Source organism: Nocardia panacis (genome assembly GCF_003598715.1).
Classification (GTDB): Bacteria; Actinomycetota; Actinomycetes; order Mycobacteriales; family Mycobacteriaceae; genus Nocardia; species Nocardia panacis.
In genome coordinates, this window is sequence record NZ_QZFU01000015.1 from 56,030 (window position 1) to 76,859 (window position 20,830).

Here is a 20,830-nt window from a genome sequence, read left to right on the forward strand (position 1 = left end):
GTGTATTGGGCGGCCGAATTCGGCTCAACGCAGCGTGCGCAGGGTCGCCACCAGCCGGTCGACCTCCGCGCAGGTGTTGTAGAAGGCCAATGACGGGCGCACGGTGGCATCGAGTCCGAAGCGGCGCAGGATCGGCTGGGCACAGTGATGGCCCGCGCGCACCGCGATACCCTGCTCGTTCAGCGCTCGACCGACCTGTTCGGGGCGGTAGCCGTCGAGAACGAAGGACAGCACGCTCGCCTTGTCCGCGGCCGTGCCGATCAACCGGAGCCCCGGCACCTCGCGCAGCGCGGCGGTGGCGTACTCGAGCAGGAAATGCTCGTAGGCGGCGATATTCTCGATGCCGATGCCCGATACGTAGTCGATGGCCGCGCCCAAACCGACTGCGCCCGCGATATTTCCGGTGCCCGCCTCGAAACGCGCCGGCGGCGGTTGAAAGGTGGTGTGGTCCATGGTGACCTCGGCGATCATATTGCCGCCGCCTTGCCAGGGCGGCAGCTCGCGCAGTATGTCGGCCGCGCCGTAGACCGCGCCGATCCCGGTGGGGCCGTAGATCTTGTGACCGGAGAAGACGAAGAAGTCCGGGGCGAGGGCGGCGAGATCGATCCCGATGTGCGGCGCCGATTGTGCGCCGTCCACAACCGTCAGCGCGCCCGCGCGCTTGGCCGCGGCGACGATGTCCTCGACCGGGGTCACGGTGCCGAGTGCGTTCGAGACATGGGATACCGCGACTATTTTGGTCTTCTCGGTGAGCAGGCGAGAGAACTCGTCCATCCGCACCTGACCGGTGTCGTCGACCGGGATCACCCGCAGTGTCGCGCCGGTCTCGGCGATCAGTAGTTGCCAGGGGACGATATTGGCGTGGTGTTCCAGGTGGGAGATCAGGATCTCGTCGCCTTCGCGAATGTGCCTGCGGCCCCAGGTTTGTGCGATGAGGTTCAGGCCCTCGGTCGCGCCGCGCACGAAGATGATCTGTTCGGGCGCGGGTGCGCCGAGGAAGCGGGCCACCGCGGCACGGGCGTTCTCGTAGGCGTCGGTGGCGCGCGCGGCCAATTCGTGGGCGGCGCGGTGGATATTGGAATTCTCGTGGCGGTAGAAGTGGGTCAGGCGGTCGATGACCTGCCGGGGCTTCTGGGTGGTGGCGGCGTTGTCGAACCAGATCAGTTGGTGGCCGTTGACGCGTTCGTCGAGGAGGGGGAAGTCGCGACGGAGGCTGTCCACGTCGAAGGTCGGCGCGTGAAACGGATTCGGTTCGTGCAGAAAGTAGTAGTCGCTCGGATCGGTCTGCTGGCTTGAAAAGTATTCTGCCGCTATCTTATTCAGCGTTGCTTCGTCCGGAAGCCAGTCCGGAACGAAGCCGTCAGCCGTGGTATCGCGGGGCGTAGTCATGGAATTTGTCGATCTGCGCGCCTTCGAGCAGCGCGGTGGCATCGGGGGTGAGGATGGCCAGCGAGCTGTAGAGCGAAACCAGGTACGAGGCGATGGCACTGCGATCGATCCCCATGAACTTCACCGACAGCCCTGGACTCCGCTCCCCCGCCAAGCCCTGCTGATACAACCCGACCACGCCCTGCCGAGCTTCGCCGGTGCGGATGAGCAGGAAGTCGGTCTTGCCGTTCGTGACCGGAACCTTGTCGGACGGGATGAGCGGCAGGCCGCGCCAGGTGAGGAATTGCGAACCGAACATGCTCACGGTCGGCGGCGGTACGCCACGCCGGGTGCATTCGCGGCCGAACGCGGCGATACCCCGCGGGTGGGTCAGGAAGAAGCCGGGCTCCTTCCAGCATTTGGCGATGAGGTTGTCCAGATCGTCGGGGGTGGGTGGCCCGGCGATGGTCGGAATGCGTTGATCTTTCGCGGTTTTGGCGATGAGCCCGAAGTGCGGGCTATTGATCAGCTCGCCCTCCTGCCGTTCCTTGATCGACTCGATGGTCAACCGCAACTGTTGGGCGATCTGGTCGTGCGGGCTGGAATAGAGGTCGGAGATCCTGGTGTGCACATCGAGGATGGTGTGCACGGCCGTGAGCCGGAACTCCTCGGGCTCGGACTCGTTGTCGACGAAGGTCTCCGGCACGGGCGACTCGTCGAAATGGTCGCACTGGATGTGGACCGATTCCGGATGCACCACCTTGTTGACCCGGTATACGCCCGCCTCCACCGGAACCCAACCGAGCAGGCGGACCAGCCAGCGCGGGGTGATGGCGGCCATCTCCGGCGCCGTCTTGGTGGTGGTGGCCAGCCGCCGCGCGGCCTCGTCACCCAGGGCCATCGGTTCTCGCGCAACGCGTGTCATGGACGCTCCTCGCCTCGATGGAATCGTTCCTTCGGCGGGTCCAGCAGCTACTTTCGAAGAGATTAGCAATCATTTAGCTATCAAAGGTCGCGGCGCGACGCGGATGTTTCGGCCATGACCGAAACAGCGTGCGCTACTGATTCGCCGACTCCTACGCTGCGGGCTACAGCGAGACAGGAGTGCGACGATGACGGCAATGGCGGTGAGCGCGAATATCCGGTCGGCGGGAGTCGCGCGGATATGGTTGTGGCGCAGGAGGGTTCGGCATAGCCCCGAGCGGCTGCCGACGGCGCTCGAATTGGTGACCGGCACCGATCCATTGACGCCCGCGCCGGGGCGCATGCCCAGGTGAGTGCGGGTACTGTGGGAGCGCCATCCCAGAAGAAGCAGGCGCGCCGATGAAGAGAATTCACCTCACCCCGGAGGATTTGGTGCGCGTGCGGGTCGGGGCGCCGCTCGGCGCGTTCGCCGAGACGATGCTGGCCACCAGGGTGCTGCAACGTCCGGACGCGGCGCTGTTCGACGGGTGGCGCAGACAGGTGCGCTCGGCGATGCCCACGGATTTCGGCGTACTCGCCGATATCGTGCCCGCGCGGGACACCTTCGTCGATCTGATCACCCCGACGAAGGGCGCGCGCAGTCTGGAAGCGGGTATCGAGGCCCTGCACTTGGCCTCCAACCGGGAAATCTGCCGCGAACTCGCCTGTACCGTGCGGCATCGCGCTGCGGACGGCGAAGCGCCGCTGCCCACATGGACGGCCGGACTGTTGGATCGACGCGCGAACGCGCGGGCTTCGATCGCCGCGGCGGCGGTTGCCTTCCACAATGCCGCCTTCGCGGGGCGGTGGGCGCATGTGCAGTCCTATCTCGACGCGACCGCGGAGCGGATGGCGCGCGCCATGGCGAGCGAGGGGGTGGAGGGTCTGTTCGCGATGCTGCGACCGCATGCGCGTTGGCGCACGCCCTGGCTCGAGATCCGGAGGACTCCGTACTGCCACGACGAGTACCCTGGCGGGCGCGGACTATTGGTCGTTCCGTCCCTGTTCGCTTCGCCGCGACCGGTTCTGCTCATGTCCACCGTCGACAGCGCGACCGCACCCATCCTCGTGGTTCCCGCCGCGCGCGATCTCGCCGACCTGGCGGCGGCGTGGGGTCCGCGCCCCGCGAACGAGGCGCTCGTGGCGCTGCTCGGTCGCACCCGCGCCGCCGCGCTGGAAGCCGTCGCCGCGGGCCGGACCACCTCGGAACTGGCCCGCGAGTTGGGCGTATCCCCCGCCACCGCCAGTGAGCACGCGACCATCCTGCGCGAATCCGGCCTCATCGACAGTCACCGCAGGCGCAATGCCGTGCGGCACGAATTGACCACGCTGGGCGCGGCCCTGCTCGACGGCAAGGTGGACGAGGCGCGTCGCACCGCATAGGCTGGCACATTTGTGTCGTCGAGCGGAAGGAGCGCGATGGGGGCGGGGGTGATCTATTGGCGGCTGGCGGTGGCCGGATTCCGGCGACAGACGCGGTATCGGATGGCAATGTTCGCCGGGTTGTTCACCAACTGTGTCTTCGGATTCGTCCGGGCCTCGGTGCTGTTCGCGGCGCTGGCCGGCGCGACGAGTTTCTGGGGATATGACAGGGGCACGATGGGCGCCTATATCTGGTTGTCGCAGGGTCTGCTGGGAGCGGTGCAGTTCATGTCGCCGCCGACGGAGTTGATGGATCGAATTCGCAACGGGGATGTGGCCATCGACTTCCTTCGTCCGGTCGATATCCAATTGGGCTATCTGGCAAGCGATCTGGGGAGGGCGGCGGCCACGATCCTGCCGCGCGGGGCGCCGAGCGTGCTGGTCGGCGCGCTGACCTTCGGCCTGACCATGCCGAACACCGCGGCGCCCTATCTGCTGGGTGCGGTGAGTGTCGTTCTGGCGGTGGCGATCTCGTTCTGCGGGTTGTTCGCGATCGCGATTCTCGGATTCTGGGTGGTCGAGACGCGCGGGATCCGGTTGTTCTACACGACCCTCGGCACCTTCTTGGCCGGACTGTTCGTGCCGGTGCACATGTTTCCGGATTGGTTGCGCGCCATCGCGAATTCGACGCCGTTCCCATCCATCCTGCAGGCCCCTATCGACGTGCTGTCCGGTCGGGTTCTCGGCATGGAGTCGGTGCAAGTCGTTGGCGTCCAATTGTTCTGGCTTCTGGTTGTGGGCGCGTTCGGGCGGGTGCTGTTGGCCGCGGGACGGCGCGAACTGGAGGTGCAGGGTGGCTGAGCGCTACGGCACCTGGTTCACCCCATACGCGGCGGTGCTCGGTTCGCGCATCCGCTCGCAGCGCACCTATCGATTGTCGTTCGTCAGCGAGGTGCTCACCTCGCTGCTGGTGGGGGTGGTGGAATTCGCCGAGGTGTGGGTGATCTTCCACAATGTGCGCACCCTCGGCGGACTCGACGTGCGCGGGGCGCTGCTGCTTTTCGGGTTGAGCAATACCGGATTCGCGCTGGCCCAAGTGCTTTTCGGACATCTGGACGGGCTCTCGACCATGGTCCGGCGCGGGACGCTGGACTCGTACTATCTGCGCCCACAGCCGCTGCTGGCACAGTTGATCACCAGCGATATCGAATTGCGCCGGTTCGCCCGCGCCGCGGTAGCCATCGCGATCTTGGGGCTCGGTCTTGCTCGCAACGATATCCATTGGGATACAACCACTTTCGCGCTACTCGCGGTTTCATTGCTCGGCAGTATCGTGTTGTTCGCGGGTATTTTCGTCTGCGCGGCCGGATTGCAGTTCTTCTTGATCGAGGGCAGCGAGATCACCAATAGCTTCACCTACGGCGGATCCTTCGCGGCCACCCAGCCCACCTCGGTCTTCCCCACACCACTGCAACTCGTCTTCGGCTTCGCGATTCCGGTCGCGTTCACCGGGTACCTACCCACCATCGCACTGCTGGGCATACCGGGTCCCGCACTGCTGCCGTCGTGGCTGGTGTGGTGCACGCCGATCGCGGCGCTGTGGGCCTGGCTGGTCGCGGCACTGCTGTGGCGCATCGGAGTTCGGCACTATCAGAGCGGAGGAGGCTGACGATGACCGAGCCGATCATCGAGATCGAGGATCTGACAAGGTGTTTCACCGTCCGTCGGCGGGAGCCGGGGCGCAGGCTGCGCCGCCGCGACACGCTCACCGCCGTCGACCGAATGAGTTTCACCGTGGAACGCGGGGCAGCGATCGGATACATCGGCGCGAACGGCGCGGGCAAATCCACCACCATCAAAATGCTCACCGGCATCCTGGTGCCCACCTCGGGACGGGTGCGCACCTGCGGCCTGGAACCGGTGCGGCAACGCCGCGAACTCGCGGGGCGGATCGGAGTGGTATTCGGACAGCGGTCCCAACTGTGGTGGGATCTGCCGCTGCGCGAATCGTTCTCGATCCTCGCGGCCATCCACCGACTCGATCCGGAGGCCGCCCGCAAACGCACCTATGAGCTCATCGAACAACTGGAGATGAGCGATACGCTCGACACTCCGGTGCGACAGCTCTCCCTCGGGCAGCGGATGCGCGCCGAGGTGGCGGCGGCGCTGCTGCACTCCCCCGAACTGGTCATCCTGGACGAGCCGACCATCGGCCTGGATGTGCTGTCCAAGCAGCGACTGCGCGAATTCCTGCGCGCCGAGCGGGCCGAACGCGGCACCACCCTGCTGCTGACCACCCATGACATGGGCGATATCGAGCGGCTGTGCGAGCGGGTGCTGGTGGTCGACCACGGACGACTGGTCTACAACGGGACGCTGCCCGGATTGGCGGGCACGGTCGGCGCGCGCCGGGTGCTGGTGGTGGATCTGGCCGAGCCGACACCGGATCTGCACGATCTGCCCGAGGCGCACCTGCTGGCCAGCGAGGCGGGCGGTATGCGGCAGCGGCTCGCTTTCGATGCCGAGATCACCACGGCCGCACAGCTTTTGGCGGCCGTCTCGGAGCGGGCCGAGGTGCGCGACCTGTCGATCGAGGAACCGGGGATCGAGGACGTGGTGCGCCGGATATACGAATCCGCCCGCTGAGCGCAGCGGGCGGATGCACCGACGGGCTATTCGGCGCCTGCCGGACTGCTCGCGGGTTCCCGCGCGCCTTGATCGAGGCGGAACGGCGGGTAGGTGTCTGTCATGAGGGAGGCGTAGCCGCGCACCCGATAACGCCACCGGTTGATACCGATGACCAGATCGAAGACGCCCTGCGGATATCGCGCGGTGAACAGCAGCGCCACCGCGGCGATGACCAGCAGCACCACGATCAGCGGCACCGAGTACTGGCCCAACGTGCTGTCGGAATCGTCGCCGCCGGTGCCCCACATGCCACCGAGCCCGCTGAAGAAGACGGCGACGATGACGTAGTGCGGTATGGCCAGCAGCCACCACTTGACCAGTACCAGACCCCTATGCAGGCGCTCGGGATAGTCGACCGACAGGTCGGCCGGGTAGTCGTCGCTGGCGGCCAGACTGAACGGCGGGTACCTATCGGTGCCCAGTGCCGAGCAGGCGTAGAAGGTGACCCGCCAGGACCAGCGCATGACCCCGACATTGAAGTCGAACAGCGCTCGAGGGTAGGCCCCGGTGATCAGGATGGCGAAGAAGGCGATCACCGTGACCACGGCGTACCCGATGTGCAGAACGATCAGGACGATCCAGTGCGGAATAGCGAGGATCCACTTGACCAGCCATAACCACCGCGAAAGAGCGGGGTCGAGGTCGCCGCGGACGCGGACCGGATAACCGGGGTTGTCGGGTTGCATGATCGACGCTCCTTCAGGTGCTTTCGAGTCGAGCGACAAACCGCTGGGAATGCTCCGATTCTCCCAAACCGGACCGTGACCGATCGGCACGTTCCGATACCGACACGCCAACAAATCGACGCCGATCTTTCGGCGCGTCTACTGGGGGGCCGGATCGTGCGCGGAATACAGGCGCACCTCGCCGTCCTCGCCGAGAAAGGCGTTGATCAGCAGGGTGCCGGTGGCGGCCAACGCCTGCGGGCTCGGGGCCTCGGTGGTGACCGAGACGTGCGGCAGCGCCGCCCAGTTGACGACGAAACGCTCCGGCGGACCCGCGTCATCGGAGATGCGGGCGATCCGGAACACCGACACCCGGCGCTGGTCCATCAGCGTGCGCACACCCTCCGCGATTCGCTCCGGATCTTCCAGCGCGAACAGGAAGCCGAAGCGCAACTCGGGCGAGGAGACGTAGGCGGCCACGAATATCGAGGCTAGTCGATGCGGGCCGCATCGGCGGGATCCGATTGCTCCGAATACGCTGACCCGAGGCTCAAGAGCACACGAATGTGACCGATCCGTAACGGACCATAACAATTCACCGGCAGGTCACATCTTCTTACACCATACTATTGCGCCGAATCGACCCGCGCGCTTTCCTGAAAGAGTCCCGATTTCTCGGGCCGTCTTCCTCATCGCATCGTCGCGGATTTCCCGGAAACTTTGCCGTGCTGGTGGACCTTGGGGGGAGGCGCCGAGCGCGGGTCTGCGCCGGGGCCGAGGGGTGCACCTGGCGGCGAAATCCCCCTCGGCACTGGCGCATCCACGAATCGAATCATTGTGCAGGGGAATGCGCCATGCCCATCGAATACGCCGAAGCAAGCATCGGAACCCACGAACTGCCGACGGCGACCGCGCTGTTGCGCGCGTTCCGGGATCCGCTCACGGCCCGACGCGAGGGGCACCGGGTGCTGTCGGCGGCGCGCGACCTGGTCGAATGCCATCGGCGGCGCAGCAACGCACTCGGGGCGGTGCACGCACCGGACACGTCGAGCGGACGGGTTGCGGCATGCCGCAGGCAGGTCGACGATATCGACGGCGACCGCGCGGAACTCGTTGGCAGCATCGACAATTGGGTGGCGGGCAATGTCGCCCACCGCGCGGGGGCCTCGCTGCACACCGAGACGCTCGGCGCCGTCATCGACCGTATGGCCGCGAAATGGGTTGCGGCGCAGGAAGCATTGCATCTGGAGACGCAGGGCGCGGTCCATCAACAGTGGTGCCGCCTCGCCGAACTCGCCGACGGCTACCAGGATCTGATCACCGATGTCACCGAGCGGCGACGACGACTGCCGGTGTGGTGATCAGTCGGGCCCGACGACCTCGCCCGGATGCGGCGCGTTCGCCGCATCCCGGCGCGCGGCGGCCGCGGCCTCGTTCATCTCGATCGCGTCGGTGATCCACTCGCCGATCTCCCTGGTGACCTCGGCGACGGTGCCGGTGATGATCGCGGCGATATTCCCCACGCGCTTGGCGCCCGACGACGTCAATTCCTGAATCAAATCCTTGCGGCTCTCGAATTCACCGATCACCATTCACCCGCCCACTTCGGTTGTCTTTCGCTGACGCATCACGATAACACCGGGCGCGGAATCGCCGCGCACCCAGCGCGGTGGGAGCGCCAGCCGGAAGATCTTCCCCCACACCGAACCGATTTGTTTGCGCAATGGCCCGGTGTTGTAGGGCAGGCCGTATTTCTCGCACAGACCGCGCACCAAGGGCGCGAGCTCCGGATAGCGATTCGCAGGCAGATCGGGAAACAGATGGTGTTCGATCTGATGGGAGAGGTTGCCGGACATGATGTGGAACAGCTTGCTGCCGCTGATATTGGCCGATCCCAGCATCTGACGCACGTACCACTCGCCTCGGGTCTCCTCGGCGGTCTCGGCTTCGGTGAACGTCTGCACGCCTGCCGGGAAGTGCCCGCAGAAGATGATGGAGTAGGCCCAGATATTGCGCACCAGATTCGCCGCGGCATTGCCCGCCAGCGTGCTGACGAACAGCGGTCCGCTCAGCAACGGGAATACGAGGTAATCCTTGAGCACCTGACGACCCGCCTTGCGCCACTGCCCCTTCAGCAGTCCCTTCACCTCCGACCAATCACGCTTGCCCTGGAGGATGTTGTCCACCTCCAGGTCGTGCAGCATCACACCCCACTCGAACAGCAGCATCAGCGCGACGGCGTAGATCGGATTGCCAAGGTAGTACGGATGCCACTTCTGGTTCTCGTCGATACGCAGGATGCCGTACCCGATATCCCGGTCGCGGCCGTGGATATTGGTGTAGGTGTGGTGCATGTAGTTGTGCGAGTGCCGCCACTGATCCGAGGGGCAGACGTTGTCCCACTCGAAGACACGGGAATTCAGGCCGCGCTCACGCATCCAGTCGTACTGGCCGTGCATGACGTTGTGCCCGATCTCCATATTGTCCAGGATCTTCGACACGCTGAGGGCCGCCACCCCCGCCAACCAGAACGGTGGGAACAAGCCCAGGTAGAGCAGGCCGCGGCCGGCGATCTCGAAGCCGCGCTGCGCCTTGATGATCGAGTAGATGTACTCGCGGTCGCGCGCGCCGAGGTCGGCGAGCACGCGCTCGCGCAGGTCGTCGAGTGCACGGCCCAATTCTTCGACGTCCTCGGCGCTCAGGACCAGTGGGCCGTCTTTCGTTTCGGTCAGGATTGTCATGGCCGGTCCCCTTCGTCAAATTTCGATGGTCACATCGCCGACCGGCGCGCTGACGCACAGCTGGATCGGCTGGTCCGGATCGGCGTCGCGGATGCCGGTGCGCACGTCGCGGGTGCAGCCGGTGCGGCGAATCGCGGTGCAGGAGAAGCAGATTCCCATGCGGCAGCCGAATTCCGGTGTCAGACCCGATGATTCGGCCTGTTCGAGTAGGCTCGCGCCGGAATTGGGTGCGTTGATCCCGGAGGCGGAGAAGTGCACCGTGCCGGTGACCTCGACATCGGCGGCGGGCGCGGCCGACACGGTGAACTCCTCGGTGTGCAGCCGGTGTGCCAACTGCTCCGCCTCATAGACCTGGCGCACGGCGGCCATCAGCGCGGGCGGACCGCAGACGAAGGCATGTCCGTCGGCGAACCAGGGTGCGACCCGCTCCAACTCGTCGTAGTCGAAATGCTTTGTGCCCTTGGCGGTATAGCGGAACTCGATGCGGATATTTGTGTGCGCCTTGGCTATTGCCTCTATCTCATCCCGATGCGGCACGGATTCAGGTGATTTCGCGTAGTGCAGGAAGGTCACCTCGCCCCGATAGTCCTCGGCGGCGAGGGTTTTCAGGATCGACAGCACGGGGGTGATTCCGCTGCCGCCGCTGATGAGCAGGACCCGGTCCGGGCGGGGATCGGCCAGCCGGAAGACCCCGGCGGCCGGGGCCAGGTCCACCACCATGCCGGGCGCGGCATGGTCGTGGAGATAGCGCGAGACCAAGCCGCCGGGATGGGCCTTGACGGTGAGCCGCAGCCGGCGCTCGCCGCCCTCCGGATCGACCGGCGAATAGCAGCGGGTGTGGCGCACGCCGTCGATGACCACGCCGATCCGCACGAACTGACCGGCCGCGTGTCCGCGCCACTGCCGGGTCGGGCGCAGGGTGATGGTCACCGAATCCGCGGCGGCGCGGCGCACCTCGACGATCTCGGCCCGCAGGTCGCGGGCGGTGAGGGTGGGGCGGATCAATTCGAGGTAGCGATCCAGTGGATGCGGCGTGGTCAGGGTTTGCAGCAGACCGACGAGGTCAACCATGCTCGGTCACTCCCTAGTCCCGATTTCAGTGCACGTCTGTACACTCAACAAGTGTGACCGATCGACATATACCGCTGTCAACCGGGAATCCCTGTGACCCGAACAACAATCGACGCGGTGACACATAGTGGACGGATGTATGCTCACCCCGATGGCTGAACCCGAGACCCGGACCGAACGCAAAGAGCGCACCCGACGTGCGCTGCTGGAGGGCACCCTCACGCTGGCCGCCGAGCGCGGCTTCGCCGGATTGAGCCTGCGCGAGATCGCCCGCAGCGCGGGTATCGTCCCCACCGCCTTCTACCGGCACTTCGCCTCGCTCGACGATCTCGGGGCGGCCCTGGTGGACGAGGGAGTCACCGCGCTGCGGCTGGCGCTGCGGCAGGTGCGCCGCGAACCGGACGCGCGGCTGTCGCAGAGTGTGCGCTTCGTCTTCGAACGGGTCGAGGCCCAACGCGCACTATTCGGCTTCCTGACCCGCGAAAGACACGGTGGCGCGGCCGGATTGCGTCGGGCCATCGCCGTGCAACTACGACTCATCGGCCGCGAACTGGTGACCGACCTTTCCCGAATGCCCGCGCTGGACGCCTGGGAGCCCGCCGAATTGGAGATCGCGGCCGACCTCATCGTGACCACCGTCGCCGACGGTATCGCGGGCTACGTCGCCGCCGAGGAGCGCGAACGGACGGCACTGGTCGAACGGACCGCCGCCCAGGTCCGGCTCATCGCGCTCGGGATGGGCGCCTGGACGCCGCGCTAGCCCGCGGCGCGCACCTTGTCCAGTTGGCGCTTCATGGTTTTCAGAAACTCGCCCAGCGTCGCGAGCGTCTCGCCTTCGCCCAGTTCGCCCAGAACGCCGAACACGGCGATGGAGCCGACCCGGCAGCCGACCCGCGCCGATTTCTCCGACTGCGGCGCCGCGGTGTCACTCACGGCGCGCTGCAAGAGCGTTGTGACACCGAAACATTCGTCGCCGCCGAGCCGTCCGGTATCCAGGCGCACCGTGGTCATCTCCCGGTACGCGCCGTCGCGCCAGGTCGCGCGAACACGGTCGCACTGGGCCTGATCGCGTTCCAGCGCGACGAAATTGAAACCCGCCTCCGAATCGGCCGACCAGCCGAAGGCGAATCCCGCACCCGCCCGCCGGTTCTCGGCCGAGATCCGGGTGAAGCGGCCGTGGAAGACCGAATCCGCCAGTACCGGCGACATCGGACACCGCGTCGGCTCCACCACGAATCCGGCGGGCAGTTCCGGTCGCGCGGTGGCGGCGGGATTGGGCGCCAGCGGCGAATCCGCCGAAAGTTGAAAACCGTCCGGCAGATCCGCGGGCACCAGATTGCGCCGCGCCGCAGGCGAATCCGGCGTCGCGCGCGACACCAACTCACTGGCGCCCGCCGCGCCTTTCGGCGGCGGCGCGGTGCCGCAGCCGCTCAGCAGAACCGATACCGCGGCCACGACCAGCGCCGCGCGCATCCACATTCTCATTCAGCCCCCTCAGACCAAGGGCAGCTTAGTCAACAAACTCCTACGGGTCCGCCGAACCGCACTCAGAGCCTGGCCGCGAGGCGGGTGCCCTGGTCGATGGCGCGCTTGGCGTCGAGTTCGGCGGCCAAATCGGCGCCGCCGATCAGGTGGGGGGTGATACCCGCTGCGCGCAAGGGTGCTTCGAGATCGCGGACGGATTCCTGACCCGCGCAGAGGATGACATTGTCGACCGGGATGACGCGGGGTCGCTCGCGCTTGTCACCGAAGCTGATGTGCAGGCCGCGGTCATCGATGCGCTCGTAGTTGACGCCGCCGACCTGCTCGACGCCCTTGGCCTTCAGCGCGGCGCAATGCACCCAGCCGGAGGTCTTGCCGAGGCTCTGGCCGAAGCCGCCCGATTTGCGTTGCAGCAGTATGACTTCGCGGGCAGCGGGCGCTGGACGCGGGGTGGTGAGCTGACCGGGAACGAGCGGGTCATCGGACAGGACGCCCCACTCCTGTTTCCACTCGTCGAGCTTCAACGCGGGATGGCCTTCCACAGTGAGGAATTCGCTCACGTCGTAGCCGATACCGCCCGCACCGATCACCGCGACCCGACGGCCGACCGGGCGCTGCTCGCGCACCAGTTCGGCATAGGAGAGCACCATGGGATGGTCGACGCCCGGAATATTCGGGATGCGCGGGCGCACACCGGTGGCCAGCACGATCTCGTCCCAACCGCCCGCGATCAACTCCGCCGCGGTCACCCGCTTGCCGAGATGCAGCGCGACACCGGTGACCTCGATCATCCGGCGGAAGTACCGGATCGATTCGTCGAACTCCTCCTTGCCCGGTATGCGCCGGGCGATATCGAATTGGCCGCCGATCTTGTCGTCGGCCTCGAAAAGGTCGACGCGATGGCCTCTTTCGGCCAGGTTGACTGCGGCCGCGAGTCCGGCCGGACCCGCACCGACCACCGCGACACGCTTGCCGCGCCGGGTCGGCAGCAGCTTCAACTCCGTCTCCCGGCCCGCGCGCGGGTTGAGCAGGCAGGACACGGTCTTGTGCTGGAAAGCGTGATCCAGACACGCCTGATTACAGGCGATGCAGGTATTGATCTCATCGGCGCGGTCCTGACGAGCCTTGTTCACCCACTCCGGATCGGTGAGAAACGGTCGCGCCAGCGAGACCAATTGGGCGGCGCCGCTGGTCAGTATCTCCTCGGCGCTCTCGGGCATATTGATCCGATTCGACGCGCACACCGGAATACCCACCGCGGCGGCCACTTTCGCCGTGAACTCCACGAAGGCCGCGCGCGGCACCGAGGTGAGGATGGTTGGCACCCGCGCCTCGTGCCAGCCGATATCGGTATTCAGGATATCGGCGCCCGCCGCTTCGAGTTCGCGTGCCAGCGCGAGGATCTCCTCGAAGGTCTGGCCCTTCTCCACCAGTTCGGCCATGGACAGTCGGAAGACGATCAGGAAGCCAGGCCCCACGGCCGCGCGCACCCGGCGCACGATCTCCACGGCGAAGCGGCGGCGATTCTCCGGTGTGCCGCCCCAGCGGTCGGTGCGGCGATTGGTGCGCGGGGCGAGGAACTGATTGACGAGATAGCCTTCCCCTCCCATGATCTCGCAGCCGTCATAGCCTGCGAACCGCGCCAACTCGGCGCAGCGGACGTAGTCGGCAATGGTCTGCTCGACACCCTTGGCCGAGAGCGCCCGCGGTTTGAACGGGTTGATGGGCGCTTTGATCGCGGAGGCCGAAACACTGCCCGGCATATACGAATAGCGGCCCGCGTGCAGGATTTGCAGCGCGATCCTGCCGCCCTCCCGATGCACCGCCTTGGTAATGGTCCGATGCCGGTACGCCTCGGTGCGGTTGGTGAGTTTCGCGCCGAAGGGCAGCAGCCAGCCGGTGCGATTCGGGGCGTAGCCGCCGGTGATGATCAGGCCGACACCGCCGCGCGCCCGCTCGGCGAAGTAGGCGGCGAGCTTATTGGTGTCCAGGGCCCGATCCTCTAAACCGGTATGCATCGAACCCATGACCACCCGGTTGCGCAGGGTGACTTCGCCGAGGTCCAGCGGCTGGAAAAGATGAGGGAACGAACTCATGGTTACCCTTCTTCGCGCGGGGCGAGTGCGTGCAGAACCTCGTCGCACCATTCGACGAATCCGGACTCCACGCGGATACCCGCGCGCAGGACCAGATACTGGTGCAGTGCGGTGCCGGTGAGGCGACCCGGCGCCGGGAAATCCTTCTTCTCGATGAGTCCGAACAGTTCGAGTCGCTGGGCGTGCTGCTCGCGGTGCCGCGTGACCTCGGCGACGAGCGCGGTCATATCGCCGTAGGCGGCGGCGCGGATCTTCACACCGAGTTCGATGCGCGGCATCTCCGAATCGCTCGGTTCGGCGATCCAGCGGGCCAACTCGTCACCGCCCGCGGGGCTGACCGAGTAGACCCTCTTGTCGGGCCTGCCCTCTTGAACAACCGATTCGCCGGTGACCCAACCGGATTCCTCCATACGCTTGAGCACCCGATAGATCTGCTGATGGGTGGCGCGCCAGAAGTAGCCGATGGATTTGTCGAAGCGGCGCGCCAGCTCGTATCCGGAACCGGACCGCTCGCTCAGCGAGACCAGCAGGGCGTGCTCGAGGGCCATGCCGGACAGGTTAGCCGTGTCCCTCGGTACTATGCAACTGAGTGCATATTGCCCTTGCCATTTGAAAGCCTAGACTTACGTACGTGGCCACTTTCAAAGATGTTGACCTGGCACTATTGGGAGATCCGATGCGGCAGGCCCTCTTCGAACGACTCGCCCGCAGACCATCTTCGGTCGGCGAGTTGGCCCGCTCACTGCCCATCACACCGCAGGCGGTCTCCCAACATCTGCGGGTGCTGCGCGAGGGCGGACTGGTGGTGGCCACACCGGAGGGCACACGGCGCATCTACCGGATCAATCCGGAGGGCCTGGCCGCGATCCAAGCGTATTTCCAGCGGCTCTGGGACGAAGCGCTGACCGCTTTTCAGAAGGCCGCCGATACCGCGGCGACCGACCCGGAACAGGAGAAACCGCGATGAGCACAACCACAGTGCCCGCACTACAGGGCAAAGCGACCGTCGCACTACCGCTCGAACGCGCCTTCGCGCTGTTCACCACCTCGTTCAACAGTTGGTGGCCCACCACCCACCACATCGGACAGGCCGATCTGGCCGAGGCCATTATGGAGCCGCACGTCGGCGGCCGCTGGTACGAACGCGGCGTCGACGGCTCCGAATGCGACTGGGGTCGGGTCCTGATCTGGGAGCCGCCGCACCGCCTCGTGGTGACCTGGCAGATCAATGGTCGCTGGCAATACGATCCGGATCCCGCGCACGCCAGCGAGGTCGAGGTCCGGTTCACCGCCGATGGACCGGAAAGCACCGCCGTGGCGCTCGAGCACCGCCATCTCGACCGACTGGTCGAGGGGAAGGCGATGCACGACGCCATTTCGATCGAAGGCGGCGGGTGGAGCGCCATCCTCGATCTGTACGCGAAAGCCGCGGCCTAGTCTTCCTCGACCGTGATCCTGATGCCTTCGGTATCGACCGAACCGGAAGTCCCGACCTGGCGATCGAAGGCACGGGCCGAGGGGACGTACTGCGCCTGCTGCAGGATCGGGGCCGCCCACGACCTCGCGGCCCCGACTACCATCCATTGTCGTATTCGATTGCGCGCCAACAGAAGCGATGTTCCGGAGAGCGGTCCCGAAGCGGTGCATCTATGCTGCGCGCATGACCGAGGCGAATGCGGCCGGGCGGGGCCAGGTGTTGGCATGGGGGCTGTGGGACTGGGGTGTTTCCGCTTTCAACGCGGTCATTCTGACCTTCGTGTTCTCGGTCTACCTCACCGACAAAGTCGGCGCGGCGCTACCCGGAGACATCTCGGCCAGCGCTTGGTTGGGGTGGGCGCTCGGGGCGGCCGGACTCGTCGTCGCGGTGACCGCGCCGGTCAGCGGGCAGCGGTTCGACGCGACCGCGAAACGTAAACGCTCCCTGGCGGTTTTGACAGCACTGACCATCTCGACCATGGCCGCCATGTTTTTCGTGCGTGCCGACTACCACTACCTGTGGTTCGGACTGTTGCTGCTGGCGCTGGGGGCAACCTTTCACGAACTGTCCACCGTGCCCTACAACGCCATGCTGCGGCAGGTGTCCACACCCGAGAAGGTCGGGCGAGTCTCCGGATTCGGGTGGTCCATGGGCTATTTCGGCGGGATATTCCTGCTGTTGATCTGCTACTTCGGCTTCATCTCCGGCAAAGGGGACTATCGCGGGCTCCTGGGGGCGCCCGTCGATGACGGATTGAATATTCGGCTCGTCGCCGTCCTCGCCGCCGTCTGGTTCGCGGCGTTCGCCTTGCCGATCTTCTTCTTCGTCCCCGAAATCCCGCGCACCGCAGCCGATCCCGGCGCGGACACGGCGGGATACCTCGGCTCCTACCGGGTGCTGTGGCGCGATGTGCGCGACCTGTGGCGCACCGATCGGCACACCGTGGCATTCCTGGTGTCCAGCGCGATCTTTCGCGACGGACTCGTCGGCGTCTTCACCTTCGGCGCGATCCTCGCCGTGCGCGTCTACGGAATCGCCGACTCCGATGTGCTCCTCTTCGGCGTCGCCGCGAATATCGTCGCGGCGCTCGGCGCGGTGACCGCAGGCTATTTCGACGACCGCGTCGGCCCCAAACCCGTGATCGTCGGCTCCCTCGTCGCCATGCTCGTCTGCGGCGTCACCCTGCTTTTCGTCTCCGGCCCCGGCATGTTCTGGATCTTCGGCCTGCTGCTGTGCATCTTCGTCGGCCCCGCCCAAGCCTCCGCCCGCTCCTACCTCACCCGCCTGACCCCACCCGGCCGCGAAGGTCAACTCTTCGGCCTCTACACCACCACCGGCCGCGCCGTATCCTTCCTCGCCCCAACCCTTTTCGGCTTCTTCGCCTGGGCCTTCAAAACCGACCGGGCCGGCATCCTCGGCATCCTCCTGGTCCTGCTCACCGGCCTGATAACCCTGCTCCCCCTCCGCCCGCCCAACCAACAGGAAACAGCTCCCGCGGCCGACGACGAAGCGTAAGCTCGTCGCCGGCCGCGGCAGTTCTGTCGCTGGGGGATTCTACGAACAGAGATGGGGGCGGGCTGAATGATGAATGGAACCGGCGGTGCTGTACTGCGAACCCGTGACATGCGACGATGGTTCGGATACCGGCTGTTAGCGCCGAAAGGAGGTGATCAATAATGACATTCCCGGCCGATCTCACCTCAGCGTTGACAGGGGCGACGCTCAGTCAACTCAGTCGCTGGAGGCGCGGCGATTCTCCGCTCCTGGTTCCCGAGCTCGGAGTCAGGCCGCAGGCGCAGTACTCCTTCCGGGACCTCATGGCGTTGCGCACAGTGGTGAAGCTGCGCAGCGAAGTTTCCTTGCAGCGAATCCGCAAGGCGTTCGCCTCTTTACAAGGCATGGATCTGACCGAACATCCATCGCGCTACACGTTGACCACCGACGGTGTCACCGTCTTCCTCATCGAAGCCGACGGTGCCACCGACCTGGTCCGGCGGCCCGGACAGCGCGTACTCGCGACACTGAACGACGTTTTCGCGCCCTTTACCAACTTCCGGGGTGAAAACGTGGTCGACTTCCTGCATCCACGGCCGCGTCTCGCGGTGCGTGAAGGTCGAGCCGGTGGCTGGCCGACCATCCGCGACACCCGAGTCCCCTACGACACCATCGCCAGGTTGGTGGCCAATGGCGATGTTCCGGCATCCGCGGTTGGCGACTACTACCCCACGGTGCAGCCGGCAGACGTTCCGGACGCTGTAGATTTCGACCGCCAGGTTGTGCATATTCGGCAGCCTGCATGAGGTTCTTTCTCGACGAGAACATGCCGCAGGGGATGATCGCGCACCTCTCGTCCGTATTCAAACCACACGAGTTCGTCGGCGTGCGAGAGCTTCGAGTCAAAGGCGTCGAAGATGTGGAACTGTTCGGTCGTGTCGCCGCAGCCGACTGCCACGTTTTCATTACCGCCGACCTTGCTCAACTCACTCGTGCGGCGGAGCGGGAGGCATGCCGTGTAGCTGAATTGCACTGGATCGGCGTCCATCAGGTTCACGCCCCCGGCTTTCACGTCATTGCTGGACCTACTTCAACACTGGTGCACGCCTTGCCATTCGCTCTCGAGCACATGGAATCCTCCAGCACCCCTCAGTACTTCAAGCTCAGGAAGTCTGAGCGGGCCAACACTCGCATATTCCATTCAAGTGGCTATTTGTAGTTCCGCCCAGCCGGATCCGACTGGGCAGAACACACTGGGCGCGAGATTCAGTTCGCGCAGAGGGCGGTGTCCACGGCTTTGATCATGTCCGGGGAGACGGCGGGGGCGGCGGGGATTTCGTTGACGATGAGGGTGGCGGCGTCGCCGGATTTGGTGTAGCCATTGCGGACGCGGAAACCGGGGAGGGTGCCGCCGTGGCCCCAGACCTCTTTGCCGCAGGAGGAGGGGATGCGGGCCAGGCCGAGACCGTATTGGAAGCCGGGACTCATCTCATCGGCGGGGACGGTGCGCTGCATTTCGGCGAGTTGGGCCGGGGGCAGCAGTTTTCCGTTGAGCAGGTCGACATAGAAGCGGTTGAGTTCACGGCCGGTGGAGATCATCGCGCCCGCCGCACCGGCCCAACTGGGGTCCTGCTCGGTGAATTCGACCGGCTTGCCCGCATCGGCCAGCGCGTATCCCGACGGATGCGGATCCGGGATGGCGATATCGCCGGGTGCGGGCAGGAAGGTCGATTTCAGGCCGAGGCGGTCGGCAATGCGGGTCTTGATCTCGGCGGCGACCGGCTGCCCGGTGACCTCCTCGATGACCATGCCCGCGAGAATGTAGTTGGTATTGCTGTATTCGAACTTGGCGCCGGGGGCGAAGTCGGCGGGATGTCTCGCGAAAGGCAGATCCGCCAACTGCGCGGGCTGGAAGACCTTGTAGCGGGAGGATTCCTCGTCGAATTCGGGTTCCTCGAGATAGTCGGGAATTCCGCTGGTGTGCTGCAGGATATTTCGCACGGTGATCTTCTTCGGGTCGTAGCTCTCGCCGTGCACGACACCGGGCAGATACTGGTCGACGGGTGCGTCGAGCGACAGTTTGCCCTCGCCGACGAGTTGCAGCGCCACCGTCGCGACGAAGGTCTTGGTATTGCTGCCGATCCGGATTCGGGCATCGGTCGGGAAGGGTTTGCCGGTCGCGATATCGCCGACGCCGTGACTGAAGACCCGCACCTTGTCGCCGAGGCCGAGTACGGCCTGGGCGCCGGGCACCTGGTCCTCGGTGACCAGATGCTCGAGCGCGGCGGCCAGGGCGGCCGGCTCGGGACCGGCCGAAGTCGGTTGCGCGGCTGTCGATTCGGGCTTCTCGGATCCGCAGGCTCCGAGCAATCCCGCCGCCGCCAGCAGCACCGCGACCTTCCCGCACGCACCACGAACTACGTTGTTGGACAACGAAATCCACCTTCTCTACCTAGAGATAACGGTATTCGACGGTGCGCGGTGCCGCCGAGGGTGCGACCACGCCGCGGCCGACACCTCGTAATCCATCATGCACGCTCCCCTAGGCTCGCACCGTGAGCCTGCCTTCCCCCACCACCGTCAATCGCGCCGTCGTCACCGGCGCCTCCTCCGGAATCGGCACCGCGCTGGCCGCCGAACTGGCCGGCCGCGGCTATTCACTGATCCTCGTCGCCCGCCGCGGCGAACTGCTCACCGAACTGGCGCAGCGGCTGAGCCTGGCGCACGGCATCACCGCCGAGGTGCGCGCGATCGATCTGTCCGATCGGGACCGCCGCGCCGAACTCACCGCGGAATTGGCCGAGCGCGAAATCGCCGTTCTCTGCAATAACGCCGGTGTGGCCACCTTCGGCCCGCTGGCCGCCCTCGATGCCGACCAGGAGCGCGCCGTCCTGGAACTCAACGCGGTGGCGGTCCAGGATCTGACGCTGACGGTGCTGCCCGGCATGCTCACGCGCCGCGCGGGCGGCATTCTGGTCACCGGGTCGGCGGCGGGCAATATGCCCATCCCGCACAATGCCACCTATGCCGCCAGCAAGGCCTTCGCCAACACCTTCACCGAGGCGCTGCGCGGCGAATTGCGCGGCAGCGGAGTGCATGTCACGCTGCTCGCGCCGGGTCCGGTGCGCACCGACAATCCGGAGCAGACCGAGGCATTCGTCGACAGCCGCAAGATCCCGGAGTTTCTGTGGGTCTCGGCGGCGGCCACGGCGAAGATGTCGATAGACGCGCTGGCACGCAACAAGATGCGGGTGGTGCCGGGTTTGATCAGCAAGGGCATGAGTGTGGCCGGGCAATACGCTCCGCGCGCCGTCACCGCGCCGGTGGCGGGGGCACTGTACCGGCGGCTGGGGAGCTGAGCGCCCGTCAAAGGCGCATAAAGATCGCATCACCGCTGGTCAGGATGGCGCTAACATCCGGGCA

General features: G+C 66.0%; 23 protein-coding genes. 12 read left to right on the forward strand and 11 right to left on the reverse strand.

Annotated elements, in window-relative coordinates:
• Positions 1 to 24: 24 nt before the first annotated feature.
• On the reverse strand, positions 25 to 1,389 hold the full coding sequence (locus D5S18_RS07475; RefSeq protein WP_239003609.1) for a family 2A encapsulin nanocompartment cargo protein cysteine desulfurase: 1,365 nt from the start codon (positions 1,387 to 1,389) through the stop codon (positions 25 to 27).
• Positions 1,361 to 2,293: a family 2A encapsulin nanocompartment shell protein gene (locus tag D5S18_RS07480; protein WP_120039104.1), complete on the reverse strand. Its 933-nt coding sequence runs from the start codon at positions 2,291 to 2,293 to the stop codon at positions 1,361 to 1,363. The genes D5S18_RS07475 and D5S18_RS07480 overlap by 29 nt, the downstream gene beginning before the upstream one ends.
• Positions 2,294 to 2,691: 398 nt before the next feature.
• On the opposite strand from D5S18_RS07480, the gene D5S18_RS07485 reads away from it, so the two are divergent.
• Genes D5S18_RS07485 through D5S18_RS07500 form a run of 4 tightly spaced genes read left to right on the forward strand, consistent with a single transcriptional unit; the run spans position 2,692 to position 6,339 of the window.
• Entirely contained in the window at positions 2,692 to 3,714 is a 1,023-nt protein-coding gene (locus D5S18_RS07485) for a winged helix-turn-helix domain-containing protein (protein ID WP_120039105.1), read from the forward strand.
• 36 nt (positions 3,715 to 3,750) lie between these two features.
• Positions 3,751 to 4,554: an ABC transporter permease gene (locus D5S18_RS07490; protein ID WP_239003610.1), complete on the forward strand. Its 804-nt coding sequence runs from the start codon at positions 3,751 to 3,753 to the stop codon at positions 4,552 to 4,554.
• Entirely contained in the window at positions 4,547 to 5,362 is an 816-nt protein-coding gene (locus D5S18_RS07495; protein ID WP_120039106.1) for an ABC transporter permease, read from the forward strand. The genes D5S18_RS07490 and D5S18_RS07495 overlap by 8 nt, the downstream gene beginning before the upstream one ends.
• Before the next feature lie 2 nt (positions 5,363 to 5,364).
• Positions 5,365 to 6,339 carry an ABC transporter ATP-binding protein gene (locus D5S18_RS07500; RefSeq protein WP_120039107.1) on the forward strand — a complete coding sequence of 325 codons (975 nt, stop codon included), beginning with the start codon at positions 5,365 to 5,367 and terminating at the stop codon, positions 6,337 to 6,339.
• A 26-nt stretch (positions 6,340 to 6,365) separates the two neighbouring features.
• Here D5S18_RS07500 and D5S18_RS07505 read toward each other — a convergent pair whose 3' ends face one another.
• Together D5S18_RS07505 and D5S18_RS07510 are read right to left on the reverse strand one after the other, a co-directional pair.
• On the reverse strand, positions 6,366 to 7,067 hold the full coding sequence (locus D5S18_RS07505) for a DUF4389 domain-containing protein (protein ID WP_120039244.1): 702 nt from the start codon (positions 7,065 to 7,067) through the stop codon (positions 6,366 to 6,368).
• 138 nt (positions 7,068 to 7,205) lie between these two features.
• Positions 7,206 to 7,526: a hypothetical protein gene (locus D5S18_RS07510; RefSeq protein ID WP_120039108.1), complete on the reverse strand. Its 321-nt coding sequence runs from the start codon at positions 7,524 to 7,526 to the stop codon at positions 7,206 to 7,208.
• A 374-nt stretch (positions 7,527 to 7,900) separates the two neighbouring features.
• Between D5S18_RS07510 and D5S18_RS07515 the strand changes: the two genes are divergently transcribed.
• Positions 7,901 to 8,407, forward strand: a complete 507-nt coding sequence (locus D5S18_RS07515) for a DUF4254 domain-containing protein (protein WP_120039109.1) — start codon at positions 7,901 to 7,903, stop codon at positions 8,405 to 8,407.
• Here the strand turns inward: D5S18_RS07515 and D5S18_RS07520 are convergent, their stop codons facing one another.
• Genes D5S18_RS07520 through D5S18_RS07530 form a run of 3 tightly spaced genes read right to left on the reverse strand, consistent with a single transcriptional unit; the run spans position 8,408 to position 10,858 of the window.
• Positions 8,408 to 8,638, reverse strand: coding sequence for a hypothetical protein (locus tag D5S18_RS07520; RefSeq protein ID WP_439651093.1), 231 nt, complete (start codon positions 8,636 to 8,638; stop codon positions 8,408 to 8,410).
• Positions 8,639 to 9,787, reverse strand: a complete 1,149-nt coding sequence (locus D5S18_RS07525; RefSeq protein WP_120039110.1) for a fatty acid desaturase family protein — start codon at positions 9,785 to 9,787, stop codon at positions 8,639 to 8,641.
• Between the two features lie 15 nt (positions 9,788 to 9,802).
• The gene (locus tag D5S18_RS07530) at positions 9,803 to 10,858 is read right to left on the reverse strand and encodes a ferredoxin reductase (protein ID WP_120039111.1); all 1,056 of its coding nucleotides are present in this window, start codon (positions 10,856 to 10,858) and stop codon (positions 9,803 to 9,805) included.
• Positions 10,859 to 11,009: 151 nt separating this feature from the next.
• On the opposite strand from D5S18_RS07530, the gene D5S18_RS07535 reads away from it, so the two are divergent.
• Positions 11,010 to 11,618, forward strand: coding sequence for a TetR family transcriptional regulator (locus tag D5S18_RS07535; protein ID WP_120039246.1), 609 nt, complete (start codon positions 11,010 to 11,012; stop codon positions 11,616 to 11,618).
• Here D5S18_RS07535 and D5S18_RS07540 read toward each other — a convergent pair.
• From D5S18_RS07540 to D5S18_RS07550, 3 genes are all read right to left on the reverse strand, one after another.
• Positions 11,615 to 12,343, reverse strand: a complete 729-nt coding sequence (locus D5S18_RS07540) for a hypothetical protein (protein ID WP_147403878.1) — start codon at positions 12,341 to 12,343, stop codon at positions 11,615 to 11,617. The genes D5S18_RS07535 and D5S18_RS07540 overlap by 4 nt on opposite strands.
• 62 nt (positions 12,344 to 12,405) lie before the next feature.
• Entirely contained in the window at positions 12,406 to 14,436 is a 2,031-nt protein-coding gene (locus D5S18_RS07545; RefSeq protein ID WP_120039113.1) for an NADPH-dependent 2,4-dienoyl-CoA reductase, read from the reverse strand.
• A gap of 2 nt (positions 14,437 to 14,438) precedes the next feature.
• The gene (locus tag D5S18_RS07550; protein WP_120039114.1) at positions 14,439 to 14,984 is read right to left on the reverse strand and encodes a PadR family transcriptional regulator; all 546 of its coding nucleotides are present in this window, start codon (positions 14,982 to 14,984) and stop codon (positions 14,439 to 14,441) included.
• 83 nt (positions 14,985 to 15,067) lie between these two features.
• Between D5S18_RS07550 and D5S18_RS07555 the strand changes: the two genes are divergently transcribed.
• The 5 genes from D5S18_RS07555 (at position 15,068) to D5S18_RS07575 (ending at position 18,626) form a co-directional block, all read left to right on the forward strand.
• Positions 15,068 to 15,403: an ArsR/SmtB family transcription factor gene (locus tag D5S18_RS07555; protein ID WP_120039115.1), complete on the forward strand. Its 336-nt coding sequence runs from the start codon at positions 15,068 to 15,070 to the stop codon at positions 15,401 to 15,403.
• Positions 15,400 to 15,873 (forward strand): SRPBCC family protein, encoded by a 474-nt coding sequence (locus tag D5S18_RS07560; RefSeq protein WP_120039116.1) that lies wholly within the window; start codon positions 15,400 to 15,402, stop codon positions 15,871 to 15,873. The genes D5S18_RS07555 and D5S18_RS07560 overlap by 4 nt, the downstream gene beginning before the upstream one ends.
• Positions 15,874 to 16,096: 223 nt before the next feature.
• Entirely contained in the window at positions 16,097 to 17,428 is a 1,332-nt protein-coding gene (locus D5S18_RS07565) for an MFS transporter (RefSeq protein WP_120039247.1), read from the forward strand.
• Between the two features lie 161 nt (positions 17,429 to 17,589).
• On the forward strand, positions 17,590 to 18,213 hold the full coding sequence (locus D5S18_RS07570; protein WP_120039117.1) for a DUF433 domain-containing protein: 624 nt from the start codon (positions 17,590 to 17,592) through the stop codon (positions 18,211 to 18,213).
• The gene (locus tag D5S18_RS07575) at positions 18,210 to 18,626 is read left to right on the forward strand and encodes a PIN-like domain-containing protein (RefSeq protein WP_120039118.1); all 417 of its coding nucleotides are present in this window, start codon (positions 18,210 to 18,212) and stop codon (positions 18,624 to 18,626) included. The genes D5S18_RS07570 and D5S18_RS07575 overlap by 4 nt, the downstream gene beginning before the upstream one ends.
• 47 nt (positions 18,627 to 18,673) lie before the next feature.
• On the opposite strand, the gene D5S18_RS07580 is transcribed toward D5S18_RS07575, so the two are convergent.
• On the reverse strand, positions 18,674 to 19,840 hold the full coding sequence (locus D5S18_RS07580; protein ID WP_158607822.1) for a serine hydrolase domain-containing protein: 1,167 nt from the start codon (positions 19,838 to 19,840) through the stop codon (positions 18,674 to 18,676).
• Between the two features lie 122 nt (positions 19,841 to 19,962).
• On the opposite strand from D5S18_RS07580, the gene cmrA reads away from it, so the two are divergent.
• A complete protein-coding gene (cmrA, locus tag D5S18_RS07585) occupies positions 19,963 to 20,766 on the forward strand; it encodes a mycolate reductase (RefSeq protein WP_120039120.1) in 804 nt (267 codons plus the stop codon).
• Positions 20,767 to 20,830: the final 64 nt, after the last annotated feature.

What these genes read in the sequence shown, in the direction of transcription:
- D5S18_RS07485 (WP_120039105.1), top strand. Translation starts at nt 2,692, where the DNA reads ATGAAGAGAATTCACCTCACCCCGGAGGATTTGGTGCGCGTGCGGGTC.
- D5S18_RS07490 (WP_239003610.1), top strand. Translation starts at nt 3,751, where the DNA reads ATGGGGGCGGGGGTGATCTATTGGCGGCTGGCGGTGGCCGGATTCCGG.
- D5S18_RS07570 (WP_120039117.1), top strand. Translation starts at nt 17,590, where the DNA reads ATGACATTCCCGGCCGATCTCACCTCAGCGTTGACAGGGGCGACGCTC.
- D5S18_RS07565 (WP_120039247.1), top strand. Translation starts at nt 16,097, where the DNA reads ATGACCGAGGCGAATGCGGCCGGGCGGGGCCAGGTGTTGGCATGGGGG.
- D5S18_RS07530 (WP_120039111.1), bottom strand. Translation starts at nt 10,858, where the DNA reads ATGGTTGACCTCGTCGGTCTGCTGCAAACCCTGACCACGCCGCATCCA.
- D5S18_RS07560 (WP_120039116.1), top strand. Translation starts at nt 15,400, where the DNA reads ATGAGCACAACCACAGTGCCCGCACTACAGGGCAAAGCGACCGTCGCA.
- D5S18_RS07475 (WP_239003609.1), bottom strand. Translation starts at nt 1,389, where the DNA reads ATGACTACGCCCCGCGATACCACGGCTGACGGCTTCGTTCCGGACTGG.
- D5S18_RS07515 (WP_120039109.1), top strand. Translation starts at nt 7,901, where the DNA reads ATGCCCATCGAATACGCCGAAGCAAGCATCGGAACCCACGAACTGCCG.
- D5S18_RS07540 (WP_147403878.1), bottom strand. Translation starts at nt 12,343, where the DNA reads ATGAGAATGTGGATGCGCGCGGCGCTGGTCGTGGCCGCGGTATCGGTT.
- D5S18_RS07520 (WP_439651093.1), bottom strand. Translation starts at nt 8,638, where the DNA reads ATGGTGATCGGTGAATTCGAGAGCCGCAAGGATTTGATTCAGGAATTG.
- D5S18_RS07505 (WP_120039244.1), bottom strand. Translation starts at nt 7,067, where the DNA reads ATGCAACCCGACAACCCCGGTTATCCGGTCCGCGTCCGCGGCGACCTC.
- D5S18_RS07575 (WP_120039118.1), top strand. Translation starts at nt 18,210, where the DNA reads ATGAGGTTCTTTCTCGACGAGAACATGCCGCAGGGGATGATCGCGCAC.
- D5S18_RS07545 (WP_120039113.1), bottom strand. Translation starts at nt 14,436, where the DNA reads ATGAGTTCGTTCCCTCATCTTTTCCAGCCGCTGGACCTCGGCGAAGTC.
- D5S18_RS07535 (WP_120039246.1), top strand. Translation starts at nt 11,010, where the DNA reads ATGGCTGAACCCGAGACCCGGACCGAACGCAAAGAGCGCACCCGACGT.
- D5S18_RS07550 (WP_120039114.1), bottom strand. Translation starts at nt 14,984, where the DNA reads ATGGCCCTCGAGCACGCCCTGCTGGTCTCGCTGAGCGAGCGGTCCGGT.
- D5S18_RS07525 (WP_120039110.1), bottom strand. Translation starts at nt 9,787, where the DNA reads ATGACAATCCTGACCGAAACGAAAGACGGCCCACTGGTCCTGAGCGCC.
- D5S18_RS07500 (WP_120039107.1), top strand. Translation starts at nt 5,365, where the DNA reads ATGACCGAGCCGATCATCGAGATCGAGGATCTGACAAGGTGTTTCACC.
- D5S18_RS07480 (WP_120039104.1), bottom strand. Translation starts at nt 2,293, where the DNA reads ATGACACGCGTTGCGCGAGAACCGATGGCCCTGGGTGACGAGGCCGCG.